Origin of the sequence: Burkholderia sp. Bp9015, assembly GCF_003853505.1 — a bacterium.
Taxonomy (GTDB): Bacteria; Pseudomonadota; Gammaproteobacteria; order Burkholderiales; family Burkholderiaceae; genus Burkholderia.
In genome coordinates, this window is record NZ_QTPZ01000017.1 from 142,703 (window position 1) to 160,848 (window position 18,146).

The 18,146-nt window shown below is 68.5% G+C and carries 17 protein-coding genes and 1 pseudogene; 8 read left to right on the top strand and 10 right to left on the bottom strand.

Annotated features, from left to right (window positions below):
- The first annotated feature begins 16 nt into the window (after nt 1-16).
- From DIE12_RS19780 to DIE12_RS19790, 3 genes are read left to right on the top strand one after another with little or no spacing between them, the layout of a single operon-like run.
- On the top strand, nt 17-1,123 hold the full coding sequence (locus tag DIE12_RS19780; RefSeq protein ID WP_124520404.1) for a PhnD/SsuA/transferrin family substrate-binding protein: 1,107 nt from the start codon (nt 17-19) through the stop codon (nt 1,121-1,123).
- Nucleotides 1,123-1,938 carry an ABC transporter permease gene (locus DIE12_RS19785; protein ID WP_044847308.1) on the top strand — a complete coding sequence of 272 codons (816 nt, stop codon included), beginning with the start codon at nt 1,123-1,125 and terminating at the stop codon, nt 1,936-1,938. Before DIE12_RS19780 ends, DIE12_RS19785 begins: the two co-directional genes overlap by 1 nt.
- Before the next feature lie 22 nt (nt 1,939-1,960).
- Nucleotides 1,961-2,749: an ABC transporter permease gene (locus tag DIE12_RS19790; RefSeq protein WP_124520405.1), complete on the top strand. Its 789-nt coding sequence runs from the start codon at nt 1,961-1,963 to the stop codon at nt 2,747-2,749.
- On the opposite strand, the gene DIE12_RS19795 is transcribed toward DIE12_RS19790, so the two are convergent.
- Together DIE12_RS19795 and DIE12_RS19800 are read right to left on the bottom strand one after the other, a co-directional pair.
- Nucleotides 2,740-3,876 carry a sigma-54-dependent Fis family transcriptional regulator gene (locus DIE12_RS19795; protein ID WP_124520406.1) on the bottom strand — a complete coding sequence of 379 codons (1,137 nt, stop codon included), beginning with the start codon at nt 3,874-3,876 and terminating at the stop codon, nt 2,740-2,742. The two genes, DIE12_RS19790 and DIE12_RS19795, sit on opposite strands and share 10 nt — an antisense overlap.
- Nucleotides 3,877-3,996: 120 nt before the next feature.
- Complete coding sequence (locus tag DIE12_RS19800) at nt 3,997-4,677, bottom strand: class II aldolase/adducin family protein (protein ID WP_044847311.1); 681 nt, start codon at nt 4,675-4,677, stop codon at nt 3,997-3,999.
- Nucleotides 4,678-5,106: 429 nt separating this feature from the next.
- Between DIE12_RS19800 and DIE12_RS19805 the strand changes: the two genes are divergently transcribed.
- From DIE12_RS19805 to groL, 3 genes are all read left to right on the top strand, one after another.
- The gene (locus DIE12_RS19805; RefSeq protein ID WP_124520407.1) at nt 5,107-6,390 is read left to right on the top strand and encodes an alpha/beta fold hydrolase; all 1,284 of its coding nucleotides are present in this window, start codon (nt 5,107-5,109) and stop codon (nt 6,388-6,390) included.
- Nucleotides 6,391-6,600: 210 nt separating this feature from the next.
- Nucleotides 6,601-6,891: a co-chaperone GroES gene (locus DIE12_RS19810; RefSeq protein WP_011356207.1), complete on the top strand. Its 291-nt coding sequence runs from the start codon at nt 6,601-6,603 to the stop codon at nt 6,889-6,891.
- A gap of 13 nt (nt 6,892-6,904) precedes the next feature.
- Entirely contained in the window at nt 6,905-8,545 is a 1,641-nt protein-coding gene (gene groL / locus DIE12_RS19815; RefSeq protein WP_044847313.1) for a chaperonin GroEL, read from the top strand.
- Nucleotides 8,546-8,654: 109 nt separating this feature from the next.
- Here the strand turns inward: groL and DIE12_RS19820 are convergent, their stop codons facing one another.
- Entirely contained in the window at nt 8,655-9,806 is a 1,152-nt protein-coding gene (locus DIE12_RS19820; RefSeq protein ID WP_044847314.1) for a porin, read from the bottom strand.
- 259 nt (nt 9,807-10,065) lie between these two features.
- Here DIE12_RS19820 and DIE12_RS19825 point away from each other — a divergent pair, with 259 nt between their 5' ends.
- A complete protein-coding gene (locus DIE12_RS19825; RefSeq protein ID WP_044847315.1) occupies nt 10,066-10,680 on the top strand; it encodes a LysE family translocator in 615 nt (204 codons plus the stop codon).
- A 93-nt stretch (nt 10,681-10,773) separates the two neighbouring features.
- Here the strand turns inward: DIE12_RS19825 and DIE12_RS19830 are convergent, their stop codons facing one another.
- The 7 genes from DIE12_RS19830 to DIE12_RS19860 form a co-directional block, all read right to left on the bottom strand.
- Nucleotides 10,774-12,786: a family 2A encapsulin nanocompartment cargo protein cysteine desulfurase gene (locus DIE12_RS19830; RefSeq protein ID WP_124520408.1), complete on the bottom strand. Its 2,013-nt coding sequence runs from the start codon at nt 12,784-12,786 to the stop codon at nt 10,774-10,776.
- Nucleotides 12,761-13,693: a family 2A encapsulin nanocompartment shell protein gene (locus tag DIE12_RS19835; protein ID WP_034205507.1), complete on the bottom strand. Its 933-nt coding sequence runs from the start codon at nt 13,691-13,693 to the stop codon at nt 12,761-12,763. The genes DIE12_RS19830 and DIE12_RS19835 overlap by 26 nt, the downstream gene beginning before the upstream one ends.
- A 135-nt stretch (nt 13,694-13,828) precedes the next feature.
- Nucleotides 13,829-14,050, bottom strand: a complete 222-nt coding sequence (locus DIE12_RS19840) for a helix-turn-helix domain-containing protein (protein ID WP_044849007.1) — start codon at nt 14,048-14,050, stop codon at nt 13,829-13,831.
- Nucleotides 14,047-15,006 (bottom strand): serine O-acetyltransferase EpsC, encoded by a 960-nt coding sequence (gene epsC, locus DIE12_RS19845; protein ID WP_044849008.1) that lies wholly within the window; start codon nt 15,004-15,006, stop codon nt 14,047-14,049. Before epsC ends, DIE12_RS19840 begins: the two co-directional genes overlap by 4 nt.
- Nucleotides 15,007-15,034: 28 nt before the next feature.
- Nucleotides 15,035-15,505, bottom strand: a complete 471-nt coding sequence (locus DIE12_RS19850; protein ID WP_044849009.1) for a rhodanese-like domain-containing protein — start codon at nt 15,503-15,505, stop codon at nt 15,035-15,037.
- A gap of 526 nt (nt 15,506-16,031) precedes the next feature.
- A complete protein-coding gene (locus tag DIE12_RS19855; RefSeq protein WP_124520422.1) occupies nt 16,032-16,823 on the bottom strand; it encodes an alpha/beta fold hydrolase in 792 nt (263 codons plus the stop codon).
- Nucleotides 16,824-16,906: 83 nt separating this feature from the next.
- Nucleotides 16,907-17,260, bottom strand: a complete 354-nt coding sequence (locus tag DIE12_RS19860) for a DUF4148 domain-containing protein (protein ID WP_124487737.1) — start codon at nt 17,258-17,260, stop codon at nt 16,907-16,909.
- 554 nt (nt 17,261-17,814) lie between these two features.
- On the opposite strand from DIE12_RS19860, the pseudogene DIE12_RS38130 reads away from it, so the two are divergent.
- Nucleotides 17,815-18,146: pseudogene (locus tag DIE12_RS38130) on the top strand (hypothetical protein); the annotation flags it as partial.

An 18,146-nucleotide genomic window follows, 5' to 3' on the forward strand; every position in this document is an offset into this window, starting at 1 on the left:
ACTGTCCGGGACCATCATGAAACACACGCTCTCCCTCGCTTCGCTGCGCCGCCCGCTACGCGCGCTGCTCGCCGCGCTGCCGCTGGCCGCGGCGGCGCTCGCGGCACCGGTCGCGCATGCGGAAGACGCCCCCAAGGTCGTGCGCATCGCCGTCGTCGCGTATTCGAGCGGCGGCAAGACGCAATACGCGGGCGCCTCCGCACTGATCGACGCCGACAAGTCGCTTGAAAAAGCGCTGGCGGCACGGCACGTGAAGCTGCAATGGGTGCCCGTGTCGACCGCGGCGGTCGGCACGCTCGTCAACGAGGCATTCACGAACGGCAGCATCGATTTCGCCGGCTACGGCGATTTGCCGTCGGTCGTCGTCAACGCATCGGGCACGCACACGCGCCTGATCGTGCCCGGCGGCGTCGGCAGCAACACGTATCTCGTCGTACCGGCCGGCTCGACCGCGAAATCGATCGTCGACCTCAAGGGCAAGCGCATCGCGCTCAACCGCGGCCGGCCGTGGGAAGTCACGTTCGGCAAGCTGCTCGCCGAGAACGGGCTGAAGCTGTCCGACTTCAAGATCTACAACCTCGATCCGCAGGCCGGCGCGGCGGCCGTCGCGGCCGGCCGCGTCGACGGCTTGTTCACGCTGTCCGACGCGTATTCGCTCGTCGACAAGCAGGTCGGCAAGATCATCTGGTCGACCAAGACCGCGCCCGACGACTGGAAGATGCGCGCGGAACTGTGGGCGTCCGACGATTTCGTGCGGCGCTACCCCGACATCACGCAGCTCATCGCGACGGCCTATGTCCGTGCCGCGCACTGGATCTCGCAGCCGCAGAACCGCGACGCGTACGTGAAGATCCTGAGCGCGTCCGGCCAGCCGGAAAGCATCGTCCGCCGCGAATACGCGGACGAAGCGACGCCGTGGAAGGAGCAATGGACGCCGCTCTTCACGCCGGCGCTGACCGGCCACTATCGCGACGTGATCGCATACAGCCGCCAGGCCGGCCTGACTTCCGTGCCGGTCGACGTGAACGCGCTGCTCGCGCCGACCTTCGTGTCGACCGCGCTCAAGCAGCTCGGCCTCGACGGCTACTGGCACGCCGACGCCGCGCGCGTCGCGAGCCGCTGATGCCGATGCGCGCCCTCGCGCCGAACGGCTTGCGCGCCATCCGCCTGCCCGGCATCGCGCGGCTCGGCGAACATGCGCTGTGGTGGATCACGCCCGTCGCGTTCGCCGCGCTGTGGTGGCTCGCGAGCGCGCAGCGCTGGTTTCCGCCGCAGCTCGTCGTGCCGCCCGAGCGCCTCGCGGCGACGCTGCGCACGCTGCTCGACACCGGCGAGCTGCGCGACAACCTGCTGATCACGCTGCATCGCCTCGCGCTCGGCTTCGCGATCGGCGCGACGGGCGGCGCCGCGTTCGGCATCCTGCTCGCGCGCAGCCGACTGTTCTCCGACTATCTGCGGCCGACGTTCGACCTGCTGCGGCAAGTGCCGACGCTCACGCTGATTCCGCTGCTGATCCTGCTGATCGGCGTCGACGAACCGCTGAAGCTCGTCGTGGTCGGCAAGGCCGTGTTCTTCCCGGTTGCGCTGGCCGCATACACGGGCGTGCACGACGCGCCGCGCGATCTCGTCGAGATGGCGCGCCACTACGGGCTCGGCCGCTTCGCGCTGCTGCGCGACGTGCTGCTGCCGGCCGCGCTGCCTCCGCTGCTGACCGGCGTGCGAATCGCGCTGGCGCGCGCGTGGCTCGCGCTCGTTGCGGTCGAACTGCTCAGCGCCGACAGCGGGATCGGCCAGATGATGGAACTTGCCCGGCAGATGCTGCGGCTCGACGTGGTGCTCGTCGACGTCGCGGCGATCGGGCTGATCGGCTTCGCGCTCGACCGATCGATCGCGCTCGTGCAGCGCTACGCATTGCGCTGGCAGATGCCCGCACGCTGACCCTGACTGGATACGCTTCGGCATGACCTTCGCTACCCGCGCTTTCTCGTTCGCCCCGCTGCGCCGCCGCGCGCGCGGCTTCGTCGTGCCGGCCCTGCTGGTTGCCGCATGGCAATACGCGTCGTCCGGCGACGCGGCTCATCAATACGCGTTCGTGCCGTTGCAGCAGGTCGGCGCCGCGCTGCTCGAACTCGCACGCAGCGGTGAACTCGCGACCGATCTCGGCGCGAGCCTGCGCCGCACGACGCTCGGGCTCGGAGTCGGCGTCGCGTTCGGGCTCGTGTTCGGTGCGTCGATGGCGCGTTCGCCGCTCGCGCGCAAGCTCGCCGAGCCGGCCTTCCAGGCACTGCGCTACGTGCCGCTGCTCGGACTGATTCCGCTGCTGAGCCTGTGGGCCGGCACCGGCGAATTCGCGAAGGTGTTCATCATCGCGCTCGCCGCGTTCTACCCGATGACCACCGCCAGCTTCGACGGGCTGCGCCGCGTCGATCCGCGCTACGTCGAACTCGCGCGGTCGTATCGCCTGAGCCGGATCGGCTTGTGGCGCGACGTGCTGATTCCGGGCGCATTGCCCGACCTGTTCGCGGGCGTGCTGCAGGCCGTGCCGTTCGCGTGGATCACCGCGACCAGCAGCGAGCTGCTGTTCAACACGGGGGCCGGCGTCGGCAGCCTGATGCAGAACGCGCAGGCCGGTGCGCGCGCCGACGTGCTACTGGTGTGCGTGCTGGGCGTGACGGCGCTGGCCGTCGGGATGAGCGCGGTATGCGAGCGGGTCGCACAGCGCGCGCTGCGCTGGCGCGATCACGCCTGACGGCGCAGCCGCGCGTCGGCGTCGCCCGCATCGCCCGCTCCACCCGCATCGCGCGGCTTCAGGATGCCGAGCTGCGCGAGCCGTGCGCGCACGATGTTGCGCGATTGATCGAGCAGGCGCGACATGCGCAGCTGGTTGTGCTCGCTGTAGTCGAACACGCTGCGGTAGACGGTGTCCTCGATGTGCTGCCACAGCGCCGGCGTGCCGAGATCCAGCAGCTCGATCACCGCGTGACGCAGCGCGTCGGTCGCTTCGGCGACGTCGCGCGCACGGCGCGGCGGTGCGGCGGCCGCGCCCGGTGAATCGGCCATGTCGGGCGCGAGCGACAGCGCCGAGAACTGCAGGTCGCCGACGTCGATCGCGCCGCCCGCGCAGATCAGCACCGCATGATGGATCACGTTCTCGAGTTCGCGGATGTTGCCGGGCCACGCGTGCGTGTGCAGCCGTGCGCGTGCGGCGTCGGTCAGCGTCGGCGCGGCCACGCGCAGCCGCTTCGCGTAGGTGTCGATGAAGTGTTCGATCAGCGGCGCGATGTCGCCGGGCCGCTCGCGTAGCGGCAGCAGGCTCAGCTTCACGACGTTGAGCCGGTAGTACAGGTCCTCGCGGAAATTGCCCGCGCGCACCGCGGCTTCGAGATTCACGTTGGTGGCCGCGACGAGCCGCACGTCGATCTTCACGGTCTTGCGCGAGCCGACCGGCGTCACCTCGCGCTCCTGCAGCACGCGAAGCAGCTTGACCTGCGCGGACAGCGGCAGGTCGCCCACTTCATCGAGAAACAGCGTGCCGCGATTCGCGGATTCGAACCAGCCTGGCTGGCTGTTGATCGCGCCGGTAAACGCGCCGCGCTCGTGGCCGAACAGCTCGCTTTCGATCAGCGTCTCGGAGAACGCACCGCAGTTGACCGCGACGAACGGGCCGTCGCGGCGCTCGCTCAACGAATGCACGAGGCGCGCGATCAGCTCCTTGCCGGTGCCGCTCTCGCCGGTGACGAGCACCGTCGCATCGCTCGGCGCGACGAGCTGGATGCGTTCGAGCAGCACCCGCGATTTGGGATCGTCGAACGTCAGTGCCTTCGCACGGATCGTGATCGCATGCGAAGTCGGGTCCGGCAAGCTGAAGATGGCCATGGCACGACCGGCGTGTTGAACGGGAGAGGTTCGACGATAGCAAGGCGCGCGCCGGCCAGGAACCAATTCATCGAGCTATCGGTATGACGGCGGCCGGATTGCGCCGCCCGCGGCGCGGCGTCACGCGAGGCCGGTCATCTTCCATTGCTGCTCGAGCGCGCCCGGGCCGAATTCGAGCGAGCCGCCGAGCGGTTCCGCGAGCGCCTGGAAATACGCGGCTTCCTCGAGGATCAGGATGTACTTCGACACGTCGAGAATCGACTTGCCCCAGAACGTCGCGCCGCCGTTCGCCTCGATGATCGCCGGGACTTCGGGGTCGCGCCGGATCGTGTCGACGATGAAGCGCGGTTCGCCGGGACGGCGATCGACGTAGACCGGAATCTCGCGGGCCCTTGTGTAGCGCGCGGCCGGCGCATAGCGGATCGGCAGCGGACGATGCGCGCTCGCCCACGCGCCGAGGTACGGGCCGTGCACGTGAATCACGACGTCGACTTCCGGTACCTCGCGGAATACGCCCGCATAACGCGGCCCGTTGGCGCCCGCGCGCGCATCGCCGTGCAGCACGTCGCCGTCGAGCGTCACGACGACCGGCTGGATCTCCTGAGACGCAGCCCACGGGCTCGGCGCCGACAGCGCGACGACGAGTTCCGTGCCCGGCACGCGTTGAAACGCCTGGAACGTGTTGGTGGCGGACAGCGTGCGCGTTTCCTTCAGCACGCGCGCGGCCTGCGCGAATTCGCGCGCGGCGCGCTCGACGAATGCCACGAGTTCGCCGCTGTCGATGGCTTGGGTGACGGACATGAGTACGGTTTCCTTGATCGGGTGGACGGATGGGCTCGCGTCGCAACGCCGCGACGCACGGCAACCGGATCAGCAGCAATCGTGCCAGCCGGGCACGCGAGCGTCGCATGCGTGCGCCACCGCGCGCACGTGCCGTGTGCGCGCCGTGGACGAACCGCGCGGCGCGATCCGTGTGTCGGCATCTGTTGCGGGAGCAACAACCGGCGAGCCCGGATTGCTGCGCGAGACGCAGCCGGCGCCTGCGCGCGCCGCGCGCGGGCGTTTCCCCGTCGTGCCGCACGCCGCGCGTGCCGCTCACGCGCTGCACTCGCGCTGCACTCGCGCTGCGCCCGCGCTGCCCCCGCGCTGGTTCAAAACTTGCGTCGTGGTCGGCCCGCGCCGGGCAATGCCCGGCGCGTCCGATCCGATCTCACCGACCTCCATCCGACCATGACGCTCCTCCCCCTGCGCGGCTTCGCTGCGCGCACGCTGCTGGTTTCGGCGCTCGCCGTGCCGTCCCTCGTTTCGCATGCGGCTTCGCCCGGCCGCGTTCCCGCGCCCGATCCGTTGCAGGGCGACGGTCGCGTATCCGCGTTCTACACGTGGGACCGCGACGTTCCGGCGACGCCCGGCGTGCTGCTGCGCACCGAAGCACTGCCCGCGACGCTCGGGCTCGCGAGCGCCGGACGGCAACTGCGCATCCTGTATGCGTCGACCGACGGCGTCGGCGGCCGCGCGCCGATCGCCGTATCGGGCGCGCTGTTCGTGCCGCGCGGTACGCCGCCGGCCGGCGGCTGGCCGATCGTCGCGTGGGCACACGGCACATTCGGGATGGCCGACATCTGCGCGCCGTCGTGGTTCGGCCGCTCGTATCGCGACGTGCGCTACCTGAACGCATGGCTTCAACAAGGATTCGCGGTCGTCGCGACCGACTATCAGGGGCTCGGCACACCCGGCCCGAATCCGCAGCTCAACAACCGCTCGAACAGCTACACGCTGCTCGACAGCGTGCGTGCGGTGCTGGGCGGCGTGCCGGGCCTCGCGAACGAAGTCGTGCTCGTCGGCCAGTCGCAGGGCGGCTCGGCCGTATTCGCGGCGGCCGGCTACGCACCCGTCTATGCACCGGAGCTCGCGATCCGCGCGACCGTCGCGACCGGGACGATCTACAACGCGTCGCGCGCCACGCTCGCGTCGCTCCCGAAGTTCGAAACCGCATACCGGCGCGATCCCGAGCGCGTCGATCCTACGCTCGCGTATCAGTTCTACTCGGTGCTGTCCGCGCAGCAGATCGACCCGTCGCTGCGCGCGGACGAAGTGCTGACCGACACCGCGATGCCGATCCTCGAACAGGCGCGCATCGGTTGCCTCGCGTCGCTCGAGGACGATGCGGCGCTCGCGCACCTCACCCACGCGAACGCCGTGAAGCCGGGCGGCGATGCGCGTCTGAAGGCGTGGTGGGACGAATACCTGAAATATCCGACGCTGAAGATCGCCACGCCCGTCTTCATCGGCGCGGGCGCGGACGACGGGCTCGCACCGCTCGAGCTCGCGCTCGCGAAGGATGCGTGCGCGGCGGGCACGACGGTCGAGGCGCACCTGTATGCGGGCCGCGAACACAACGGCACCGTCAACGCATCGCTTGCCGACTCGATTCCGTTCGTGAAGCGCGTGCTCGCCGGCGCGACGATCCGCCCGGTTTGCACGCCGGCCGCGCAGCAGGCCGACGCGCAATAGCCGGCAGCACGTGCTTTGCATGACGGCGCGAATGCTTTCCCGGAATCGACGCATGGGCTGCATCGTCGCGGCAGGCGCGTCCATAGCGCCTGCACGCAAATGCATTTCGGAATCCGTTATTGGATCGCGCCGTCGCGCGTTTTTATACTCGTCAGCACTCTCTGCTAAAGAGTGCCAGCCAATTTCGACACAACAGAACAGGACGGACAGATGAGCCTACGCCCCTTGCACGACCGGGTCATCGTGAAGCGACTCGACCAGGAAACCACCACCGCCTCGGGCATCGTGATCCCCGACAGCGCCGCGGAAAAGCCCGACCAGGGCGAAGTGATTGCCGTCGGCCCCGGCCGCAAGGACGCGGACGGCCAGCGCATCGTGCCCGACCTGCAGGTCGGCGAACGCGTGCTGTTCGGCAAGTACGCGGGCCAGGCGGTCAAGGTGGACGGCAATGAATTCCTCGTGCTGCGCGAGGAAGACATCGTCGCGGTCGTCAATCAATAACGGAGTGCAAATCATGGCAGCGAAGGAAATCATTTTCAGCGACGTCGCACGTGCGAAGCTGACCGAAGGCGTCAACATTCTCGCGAACGCGGTGAAGGTCACGCTCGGGCCGAAGGGCCGCAACGTCGTGCTCGAACGCAGCTTCGGCGCGCCCGTCGTCACCAAGGACGGCGTGTCGGTCGCGAAGGAAATCGAACTCGCGGACAAGCTGCAGAACATCGGCGCGCAGCTCGTGAAGGAAGTCGCGTCGCGCACCAGCGACGCCGCCGGCGACGGCACGACGACGGCCACCGTGCTCGCGCAGGCGATCGTGCGTGAAGGCCAGAAATACGTCGCGGCCGGGCTCAACCCGCTCGACCTGAAGCGCGGCATCGACAAGGCGGTGGCAGCGGCCGTCGACGAGCTGAAGAAGATCAGCAAGCCGACCACCACCAGCAAGGAAATCGCGCAGGTCGCGACGATCTCCGCGAACGGCGAGGAATCGATCGGCCAGCGCATCGCCGAGGCGATCGACCGCGTCGGCAAGGAAGGCGTGATCACCGTCGAGGACGGCAAGTCGCTCGCCGACGAGCTCGACGTCGTCGAAGGGCTGCAGTTCGACCGCGGCTACCTGTCGCCGTACTTCATCAACAACGCCGACAAGCAGATCGCCGAGATCGAGAACCCGTACATCCTGCTGCACGACAAGAAGATCTCGAACATCCGCGACCTGCTGCCGGTGCTGGAGCAGGTCGCGAAGTCGGGCCGGCCGCTGCTGATCATCGCGGAAGACGTCGAAGGCGAAGCGCTCGCGACGCTGGTCGTGAACAACATCCGCGGCATCCTGAAGACGGTCGCGGTCAAGGCGCCGGGCTTCGGCGATCGCCGCAAGGCGCTGCTGGAAGACATCGCGATCCTGACCGGCGGCCAGGTCGTCGCCGAGGAAACGGGCCTCACGCTCGAGAAGGCGACGCTCGCCGAACTCGGCCAGGCCAAGCGCATCGAGGTCGGCAAGGAAAACACGACCGTGATCGACGGCGCGGGCGACGCGAAGAACATCGAGGCCCGCGTGAAGCAGATCCGCGTGCAGATCGAGGAAGCGACCTCCGACTACGATCGTGAAAAGCTGCAGGAACGCGTGGCCAAGCTCGCGGGCGGCGTCGCCGTGATCAAGGTCGGCGGCGCGACCGAGATCGAAGTGAAGGAGAAGAAGGACCGCGTCGACGACGCGCTGCACGCGACGCGCGCGGCCGTCGAGGAAGGCATCGTGCCGGGCGGCGGCGTCGCGCTGATCCGCGTGCGGCAGGCGATCCGCGCACTCAAGGGCGCGAACGCCGACCAGGATGCGGGCGTCAAGATCGTGCTGCGCGCGCTCGAGGAACCGCTGCGCCAGATCGTCACGAACGCGGGCGAGGAAGCGAGCGTGGTCGTCGCGAAGGTCGCGGAAGGCACGGGCAACTTCGGCTACAACGCGCAGACGGGCGAATACGGCGACCTCGTCGAGTCGGGCGTGCTCGATCCGACCAAGGTCACGCGCACGGCGCTGCAGAACGCGGCATCGGTCGCGGGGCTGCTGCTGACGACCGACGCGACCGTGTTCGAAGCGCCGAAGGATGCGGCGCCGGCCGCGGTGCCGGGCGGGCCGGGTGCGGGCGGGCCCGGGTTCGATTTCTGACATCGCTGTGCGCGGCCGCCCGAACCGGGCAACCGCGTTTCGATCCACGACGCGTGGCGGCACCGGTCGCCACGCGTTTTTTCATGCGTGAACGCCGCGCGCGCCGTCGTCAGAACATCTGGCGCAGGCCGATCGCGGCCCCGACGTTGTTGGTCCTGCCGATCTGGTCGACCTTGCCGGTGAGCCGGTTGGTGGCGCCCGGATAGTCGGCCGCGAACGCGCCGTTGCCGCGCGCGAAATCGACCGTGCCGTATACCTCGGTGTGCTTCGACAGCGCATATTCGGCCAGCACGGTCGCCGAGTAGTTGATCCCGGAGCCGAGCGTGCCGTCGAGCCGCTCCGCATTGCGCGCGTGGCCGTAATAGCCGGCCACCGTGATCAGCAGCGGCGCGGTAGCCTGCCAGTTCGCGCCGACGTAGAACGTATCGTCGATACGATTCGGGCTGCCGCCACCGAGCGTGGGCGCGCCGGCCTGCTGCATGTTGAAGTCGGTCGTACCCGTCTTGTCCTGCCCGTGCAGCCAGCCGGCCAGCAGGCGCACGGACGGCGTGACCTGGTACGCACCGCTCACGTGCAGGAAGTTCACCTTCGCGCCGTTGACCGCGCTGCCGTTCACGGACGATACCGAGGTCTGCTGGAAGCCGGCGTTGATCGACGCGGGCCCTTGCGCGTAGGTCAGCTCGACACCGTACGTGCTGTCGAGACCCATTGCACCGGCATGATTGCCGAACCCGTAGATCGCATCGACGCTGAAGCCGTTGGTCGAGAACTTGTACTTCACCGAGTTCGCCACCGTCAGGTAGTTGCCGATGCCGTTGTACGCCCAGCTGTCCTGCCAGTAGTCGCCGACGGTCATCGGGTCGAACACGTCGCCCATCGTGTCGTACAGCGGCGCGTACTGGTTGCCGAAGGTCAGCGAGCCGTACCGGTCGCTCGCCAGGCCGACGTATGCCTGCCGGCTGAACAGCGTGTTCGCGACGTGCAGTCTGCCGTCGCCGAGCTCGAAGCCGTTCTCGAGACGGAAGATCGCCGCAAGGCCGCCGCCGAGATCCTCGCTGCCACGCAAGCCCCAGCGGCTGTGCGTTTCCGGGCCGACCGTCATGCCGACCAGGTCCCGGCCGTCGGGGCCGGCGTTCGTCTGATAGCGGATCGCCGTATCGACGAGGCCATACAACGTGACGGAACTCTGCGCAAAGGCGGGTGATGCCGCTGCTACGGCGAACACCGCGCCGACACCACCGGATACGACGATGCGGTTCATGAAAGGCCTCCCTGAGCGATTGATTTTGTAAGCAGTCCGACAGCATTTGCGGCTGGCGGACGGTACTGCGCTCGGGAGAATAATCGGTCATATTCGCGACACCTATTGCCGATTCCGGATTGCACCTTTCCAACGCGCTCAACAATGGCGGCGGCGTGCGGCGCACGCCCGCCGGCCGGTGCCGAAGCGACCGCGCGGCGCCATCGACGGCACGCCGGGGTAAGATGAACGCTCCTTCCGCCGCTTCGCCGCCCGCGCCATGTCGACCACCATCAACACCCTGCTGCCGCTCGCCGGCGTCCTGCTGCTCAGCGTGGCCAGCCCCGGCCCGAACTTCGTGATCGTCACGTCCACCGCGCTCGCGCAGCGCCGCGCCGGCGTGATGACCGGGCTCGGCCTCGCCGCCGCATCGGGCACCTGGGCCGCGATCGCGATTGCCGGCCTCGGCCTGCTCGTGACCCACGTCGCCTGGGTGCACACCGCGCTGCGACTGGCAGGCGCCACGTACCTGATCTGGCTCGGCCTGAAGATGGTGCTGAGCGCACGCAAGCCGCTCGCCGTGTCCGCGCCGCCCGCGTCCTCCGGCTGGCAGGCCGCGAAGAAGGGCTACGTGGTCAGCATGACGAACCCGAAATCCGTCGCGTTCTACGGCAGCATCTTCGCGTTGATGGTGCCGGCGCATACGCCGGTGTGGCTCGATCTCACGGTCGTCGTGCTGTCGATCGGGATTTCGGGCGCGTGGTACTGCGCGATGGCGCTGCTCGCATCGCATCCGTCGGTGCGCCGGCTGCTGATCCGGCGCAAGGCCGTGCTCGACACGACGGCCGGGCTGCTGCTGATGGGGCTCGGCGGGCGCATGCTGGCCGGGCGCTGAGCGCCGTCGCGCTGCCGCATCGCCACGAAAAAAGGCCGCTTGCGACGCCCCGTTGCCGGGAGTCGCAAGCGGCCTTTCCGCATGCCGCGCGCCTCAGCGCCGTGCCGCCAGCCTTCTCACGACACTCACGAGCGCATCGACCTCATCGCACGTGTTGTAGAACGCCAGCGACGGCCGCACCGTCGCCTCGAGCCCGAAGCGCCGCAGGATCGGCTGCGCGCAGTGATGCCCCGAGCGCACCGCGATGCCCTCTTCGTTCAGCGCCTGCCCGACTTCCTCGGTCTCATAGCCCTTCAGCACGAACGACAGCACGCTCGCCTTGTCGCGCGCGGTGCCGACGAGCCGCACGCCCGGCACCGGCGCGAGCACGCTCGTCGCATACGCGAGCAGGTCGTGCTCGTAACGCGCGATGTTCTCGATGCCGACGCGGTTCACATAGTCGAGCGCCGCGCCGAGCCCCACCGCGTCCGCGATGTTGCCGGTGCCGGCCTCGAAGCGGTTCGGCGGCGGCTGGAACACCGTGCGCTCGAACGTCACGTCCGCGATCATGTTGCCGCCGCCCTGCCAGGGCGGCATGTCGTCGAGGATCGCGCGCTTGCCGTACACGACGCCGATGCCGGTCGGCCCGTAGATCTTGTGCCCGGAGAACACGAAGAAATCCGCATCGAGCGCCTGCACGTCGACGCGCATGTGCGAGATCGACTGCGCGCCGTCGACCAGCGCCTTCGCGCCCGCGCGATGCGCGAGATCGACGATCTCCTTCACCGGCACGACCGTGCCGAGCGCATTCGACACCTGCGTGACGGACACGATCCTGGTGCGGTCGTTGAGCAGCTTCCGGTATTCGTCGAGCAGCACCTGCCCCGAATCGTCGACCGGAATCACGCGCAGCTTCGCGCCCTTGAGCGCGGCAAGCTGCTGCCACGGCACGATGTTCGCGTGATGCTCGAGGTTCGACACGATGATCTCGTCGCCTTCGCCGACGTTCTGCACGCCCCACGACTTCGCGATCAGGTTGATCGCCTCGGTGGTGCCGCGCACGAACACGATCTCGTCCGGCGACGACGCTCCGATGAAGCGCTGCACCGTTTCCCGCGCATGCTCGTACGCATCCGTCGCACGGCCGGCCAATGCATGTGCCGCCCGGTGAATGTTCGAGTTCTCGTGCGCATAGAAATACGCGAGTCGGTCGATCACGGCCTGCGGCTTGTGCGTCGTCGCCGCGTTGTCGAACCAGACGAGCTGCTTGCCGTTCACGCGCTCCTGCAGGATCGGGAAGTCGCGGCGGATCGCGTTCACGTCGAACGGCGGGTGTGCGCCGCGATACAACTGGCCTTGCGGCTCGGCCGCACGCGTATCGTCGATGAAGTAACGCGGCACCTCGCCGCCCGATGCGCGCGACACCGGCACGTCGCGCTGCACGGCGAGCAGTTCGCGCAGCGCATCGTCCCCCGGCAGCCCGAACGCTTCCGGCGACGCGAGGCCGTTCGACGGCACGACGATGTCCTGCGGCGTCGCCTGCCAGCCCTGCCGCGAGCCGTCGGTGAAGTAAAACGGCGACGCGGCCGGCGCGGCCTGCACCGCGCCCTCCGACACCGCCGCCTGCGCCTGCGGCACGCCGAGCGCCGCGCCGCCGACGCGCGGCTCGAACGCGGGCGCGATCGACACCGCGTTGTCGGGCAGCCCGTTTTGCGCGGCCGCGTGCGGCGCGAGCGCGGGCACGCGATTGCCGAGCGACAGCACGTGCGTCGGCGCGGACGGCGCGAGGTTCGTGCCGGGCGCCTTGCCTTGCGGCAGCGCGAGGCCCGGCACGCCGGTGCCCGTGCCGCCCGGCCCCGCGAGCGGCGAGCCGCCCGGCGCCGGATTGCTCACCGACGCGAGGATCGGCGCGGCAGCCGGCAGCGCCGACGGCACGCCGCCGACCGCCCCGCTGCCCGCCGACAGCCCGGGCGCGGTGGCCTGCCCGGGCGGCGTCGCGAAGAACTCGGACGCGAGCCGCGCGAGCGCCGCCGGATCGGGCAGGCCGGCCGGCAGCGGCGCGTGCGGCAACGCGAGCGCGTCGCTGCCGGCCGAGCCGGGATTAACGGTAGGTGTCGGGATAGTCATGGTACTTGGCGATTTCGACGTCATCGAGGACAGCCAGCGCATCCGGCGAATGGACCGCGAGCGAGCAGTACAGCGAGATCAGGTACGACGCGATCGCCTGGTTGTTGATCCCCATGAAGCGCACCGACAGGCCCGGCCCCTGCTCGCCCGCGACGCCCGGCTGATAGAGGCCGACCACGCCCTGGCGCTTGTCGCCGACGCGCAGCAGCAGGATCTTGGTCTTGCCGTCCGCGACCGGAACCTTGTCCGACGGGATCAGCGGAATGCCGCGCCACGTGAGGAACTGCGAGCCGAACAGGCTGACCGTCGGCGGCGGCACGCCGCGCCGCGTGCATTCGCGGCCGAACGCGGCGATCGCGAGCGGGTGCGTGAGGAAGAACGCCGGTTCCTTCCATACCTTGGTCAGCAGTTCGTCGAGGTCGTCCGGCGTCGGCGCGCCCGTCAGCGGGAAAATCCGCTGTTCGTCGGTCACGTTCGCGAGCAGCCCGTAGTCCGGGTTGTTGATCAGCTGGCTTTCCTGCAGTTCCTTGATCGTCTCGATCGTCAGGCGCAGCTGTTCCTTGATCTGGTCATGAGGACTGCTATAGAGATCGGAGATCCGCGTATGCACGTCGAGCACCGTGCTCACCGCGTTCAGGAAATACTCGCGCGGTTGTTCCTCGTACGGCACGAAGGTCTGCGGCAGCACGCTTTCGTCCTCGAGCTGCGTGCACGCGGCGCGCACGGCTTCCGGGTTCTTCACCTGGTTCAGGCGGTAGATGCCGGCCTCGACCGGCACCCACTGCAGCAGATGGGTCAGCCAGCGCGGCGTAATCGTGGAAAGCTGCGGGACGGTCTTGGTAGCGTTCGCTAGTTGGCGGGCGGCGTGATCGCTCAGCGCGGCCGTGCCGCTTGCAACGGTCGACATGTGTGGCTCCGGGTTCTTAAGATGAAAAACGGGATTGCTTATGACGCTGGGTGATTATCGGAAGCACGCACCTGCCGGCTCAACATGCTATAGCCGTCACGCGGCACCACCGAACGGGAAAGGAAGCGGAATGCGTCAGGCGACGGACACGCCGGGCAACAGCGTCGAGATCGACACGTCGAACGCGCGCGCGATCTTGTCGGCGGTGACGATCGAGGCAATCGCCTCGCCGCGCTCGATCTCGCCGACGTACGAGCGGTTCAGCCCCGCGTGTTCGGCGAGCTGCTCCTGCGACCACGTGCGCGCCTCGCGCAGCTTGCGCACGTTGGCGCCGAAGTGCTGGATCAGGTCGCTCATGTCGTTACCTGTGCGTCGGGCACCGGCTCGGCCGGCTCGCTCCGCGCGCGCGGCGCGGCATTCGCCTCGCTGCGCAGCACGGCCTGCGTGATGTTCGCGCCCGCCGGCACGTCCTGCGTGAGCCACACGTTGCCGCCGATCACCGCGCCGCGGCCGATCGTCACGCGGCCGAGGATCGTTGCGCCCGCATAGATCACCACGTCGTCCTCGACAATCGGATGGCGCGCGAGCCCCTTCTCCAGATGACCGGCCGCATCGCGCGGGAAGCGCTTCGCGCCGAGCGTGACGGCCTGGTACACGCGCACGCGCTCGCCGATGATCGCGGTCTCGCCGATCACGACGCCCGTGCCGTGGTCGATGAAGAAGCCGCCGCCGATCCGCGCGCCCGGGTGAATGTCGATGCCGGTTTCCGCATGCGCCTGCTCGGCGATGATCCGCGCGAGCAGCGGCAGCCCGAGCCGGTACAGTTCGTGCGCGAGCCGGTGGTGGATCATCGCGAGAATGCCGGGATAGCACAGCAGCACTTCGTCGACGCTGCCCGCCGCCGGATCGCCGTGGAACGCGGCCAGCACGTCGCTGTCGAGCAGCCGGCGGATGTCGGGCAGGCGTGCCGCGAAGGCCTGCACGGCCGTGGCGGCCGCTTCGTCGATCTGCGCGTCGGCGTTGCGTTGCCGCGCCGCGTAGCGCAGCTCGAGCGTCACCTGCGCAAGCAGCGCGTTCAGCGCCGCGTCGAGCGCGTGAGCCACATAGAAGTTCTCGCTCTCCTGCCGCAGGTCGGGCGGCCCGAGCCGCATCGGGAACAGCACGCCCTTGAGTGCGCCGATGATCTGTGCGAGCGCCTCGCGCGCCGGCAGGTCGCGCCCGCCCGGTTCGAGCGAGCGCCGCTGCTTCTCGCGCCACGCGCGGCGCACGGTCTGGAGCGACTGAACGATGTCGTCGATATCGAATGCGGCCATGCTGACTTCTCCCCGTAACGGCCGTGACTCAGTCCTGCGCCCACGGCAGGCCGCGATGGCGCCAGCCGTTGCTGCCGCCGCGATGCTGCTGTTCATCGAGGTCGCCCTCGAACCCTTCGAGCACGTTGAATACCTGCGTGAAGCCGCCTTTGGCCGCGGCCTCGGCTGCCTGCGCGGAGCGGTTGCCGCTGCGGCAGAGCAACAGCACGACCGCGTCCTTGCCGGTCTTCGCTTCCAGTTCGCGCACGAAGCGCGGGTTGCGCGTCAGGCTCGTGCCGGTCGCCCACGGCACGTGCAGCGACTCCGGCACGTGGCCGACGAATTTCCGTTCTTCCGCGGTGCGCACGTCGACCAGCAACGCGTCGCCGGCGGAAAAGAGCGCCCACGCGGCTTCCGGCGCCACGCCGCCCGCGTACGGCGTGCCCGCCGCTGCGGCCGCCGCGCGGGCGTCTTCGAGCGCCTGCTGGGCGGCGGTTCGTTCTTCCAATGCAAACGTCATCACGCTTCCTTGTTCTCGCAGATTCGTATGATCAAACATGCCGGGAATGCGGCCGGTGCAGCTTGCGTGCTGTCTATAGCCGTCAGCCCCACTATGCGAGCGCGCTTGGGGAAGCAGAACCAATAAAAATTCATTTCCTAATCAGCAGCGCGTGAAATGCAATAGCAGACGCGCGCAATTGGGGCGGATTCGTGCGGAGGACGGGGAGCGACGGCCGTTCGATGTCGCGCATCGAAGGTTTTTGAAAGGATCGGCGGCGGCGAAGCCGGGAACGATGCCGCATGCGACGCGCGCCGCACGTCGTGATGGAATCCGCAATGGAATCGTGCGCCGGGTCGAACGGCGCACGCTTCATTGAATCGGCGAACGGCAGGCGGCCGGCGCGGTGCATCGCCGACGCACCACGCCCGTCACCACATCAGCGGCCCGGATCGTCGCCGCGGGCAATCGCGCGATCCACCTCGTCGGCCTGCCGGCGCACGTCGTCGGGGCGATGCTCGACCACCGCGTTGATCGCCGGGTTCACTCACTGCGCATCCTGCTTCGCACGTTCCGCGGCCGCGATGATCGCGTCGGCCACGGCTTTCGGCTGGCTCAGCATCGCGACGTGGCTGCCGTTCACACGCGTGACCGTCGCGCCGATCCGCTTCGCCATCGCCTCCTGCAGCTTCGGATCGATCATCCGGTCCTGCGTCGCGACGACGAACGACGACGGCTTCGCATGCCACGCGGCCTGCGCGACCTTCTCCGAAATGCAGCCACCGTACCACGGCCCCTGCGTCGCCGCGACGACGCGCTGCTGCGCGGGCGGCAGGTCCGGCGCGAAATCCTGTGCGATCGCCTTGTCCGACAGCGTCGCGAAACCGCCCGCATCGTTGCGCAACTCGCCGGCCCACGACGGTGCCGGCAGCCCCTGCGTGACGTCGGCGATCGACTGGCCGTTGTCCGGCGCGAACGCGGCGACGTAGACGAGCGACTTCACCTTGTCGTCGTTGCCCGCATCGCTGATCACGACACCGGCCCACGAATGGCCGACCAGCACGACGGGCCCCTTCTGCTCGTCGATCGCGCGCTTCGTCGCGGCCGCGTCGGCGGCGAGCGAGCTCAGCGGGTTCTGCACCGATACGACATGCAGGCCGCGCGCTTCGAGCAGCGGAATCACGCGGTTCCAGCTCGACCCGTCGGCGAACGCGCCGTGCACCAGCACGACGTTCGTGCCCTTCAGGTCTTCCTTGGGCGCCGCCTGCGCCGCGACCGCACCGAACAGCCCGCCGAGCACCGCCGCGGACACCAGAACCCGTTTCGTCAAACCGACCATCGTCATGCTCCTTTTCATCGTGTTGTGCATCTGAAGTGTTTCCGATGCGGCCGCGCCGCTCGTCTCCCGGGCGCGGCCGCGGATCACGAGTGCGCGTACAGATCGTCAGCGTCCGTGCGCGCGTTCCGTGCGGCGCGCTGGTCGGCCGCGGCGTAGCGGGAGGCCGGCGCCGACGCGGCAGCCACGTTGTCGTCCTGCGACTTCGACGGGCCATTCTGGTCGGAGCGCGCGACCTGCTGCGCCGCGATGACGTTCTGTGCGGCGGCGATATCGTCCGGGTAACGCGCGTCGCTGCCGGCCGGGTTGTAGCCGGCCTGCTCGAGCCGGACGAGGTCGGCGCGCACATCGGCGCGCGTGAGGCCGTGGCCGGCATCGGCGAACGACAAGACGGGGATCGAAGCGAGTACGGCAACTGCGAGGATTCGAGCGGCTTTCATGAGATTTCTCCTGGAAGGAAGGTGGGGTATCGATCACTCGGCATCCGGTGCGAACGCTTGGCACCGAACGTTTTCTGCATGTCGACAGTAGAACCGGCTCACGTATCCGGGATGTTTCCAAAACTCGCCTTCAGTGCAATCCGATGTTTCCGGAGCCTCGATAGATACAGTGCGATACAAATTCGCCAGCATCGCCACGTACATACGGACGATAGCGATTCGAGCGCTTCCAGGTACGGACGCGATGTCATGCGCAGCTGTGTCATGAGGCCGATTCGCCGGATGGTCGCCTGTCGGACGACAGCGAATCGCAAGGCCACGCTCTACGTCAGCAGCGAAGCCATGCGACCGATTCGGGCCTGAAACACATTCTGACAATCCGTGTCCGTTATCACGGGCTCCGCGCGGAGTTTTCGGGCGGCCGCGTCTTTCATGCGCGCCGATTCAGTATGCTCGCCGCCTGATCACGTTTCCCTCTTGCTTCGGACACTTATCTTTTCATTCCGTGTCGGTCCGATGGCGGTGGAACGCATCCCGCATGTTGAGGAGTCTGGATGACCGATTCAATTTTCGATCCTCGATCGGAAGCAAACACGCGCAATGACGAACCCGTCGCGCACGCGGCTGCGCCTGACGCGCCCGCATCTCGGCCGGCACCGCCGCCGATCGTCGTCGGCCGCGTCGAAGGCGTGACGATGTTCGCGAAGAACACGCCGCTCATCTGTCTCAAGCAGATGCCCTTGCCCGGTATCGTGATCTTCGTTCATGGGGTGAATTCCGAAGGCGAATGGTTCGAGGCGTCGGAGGACGGGCTGTGCAAAGGCCTGAATCGCAGGCTCGGACGTCTGGACGATCAGATGATGTATCACGGCATCGATGCGGGGCA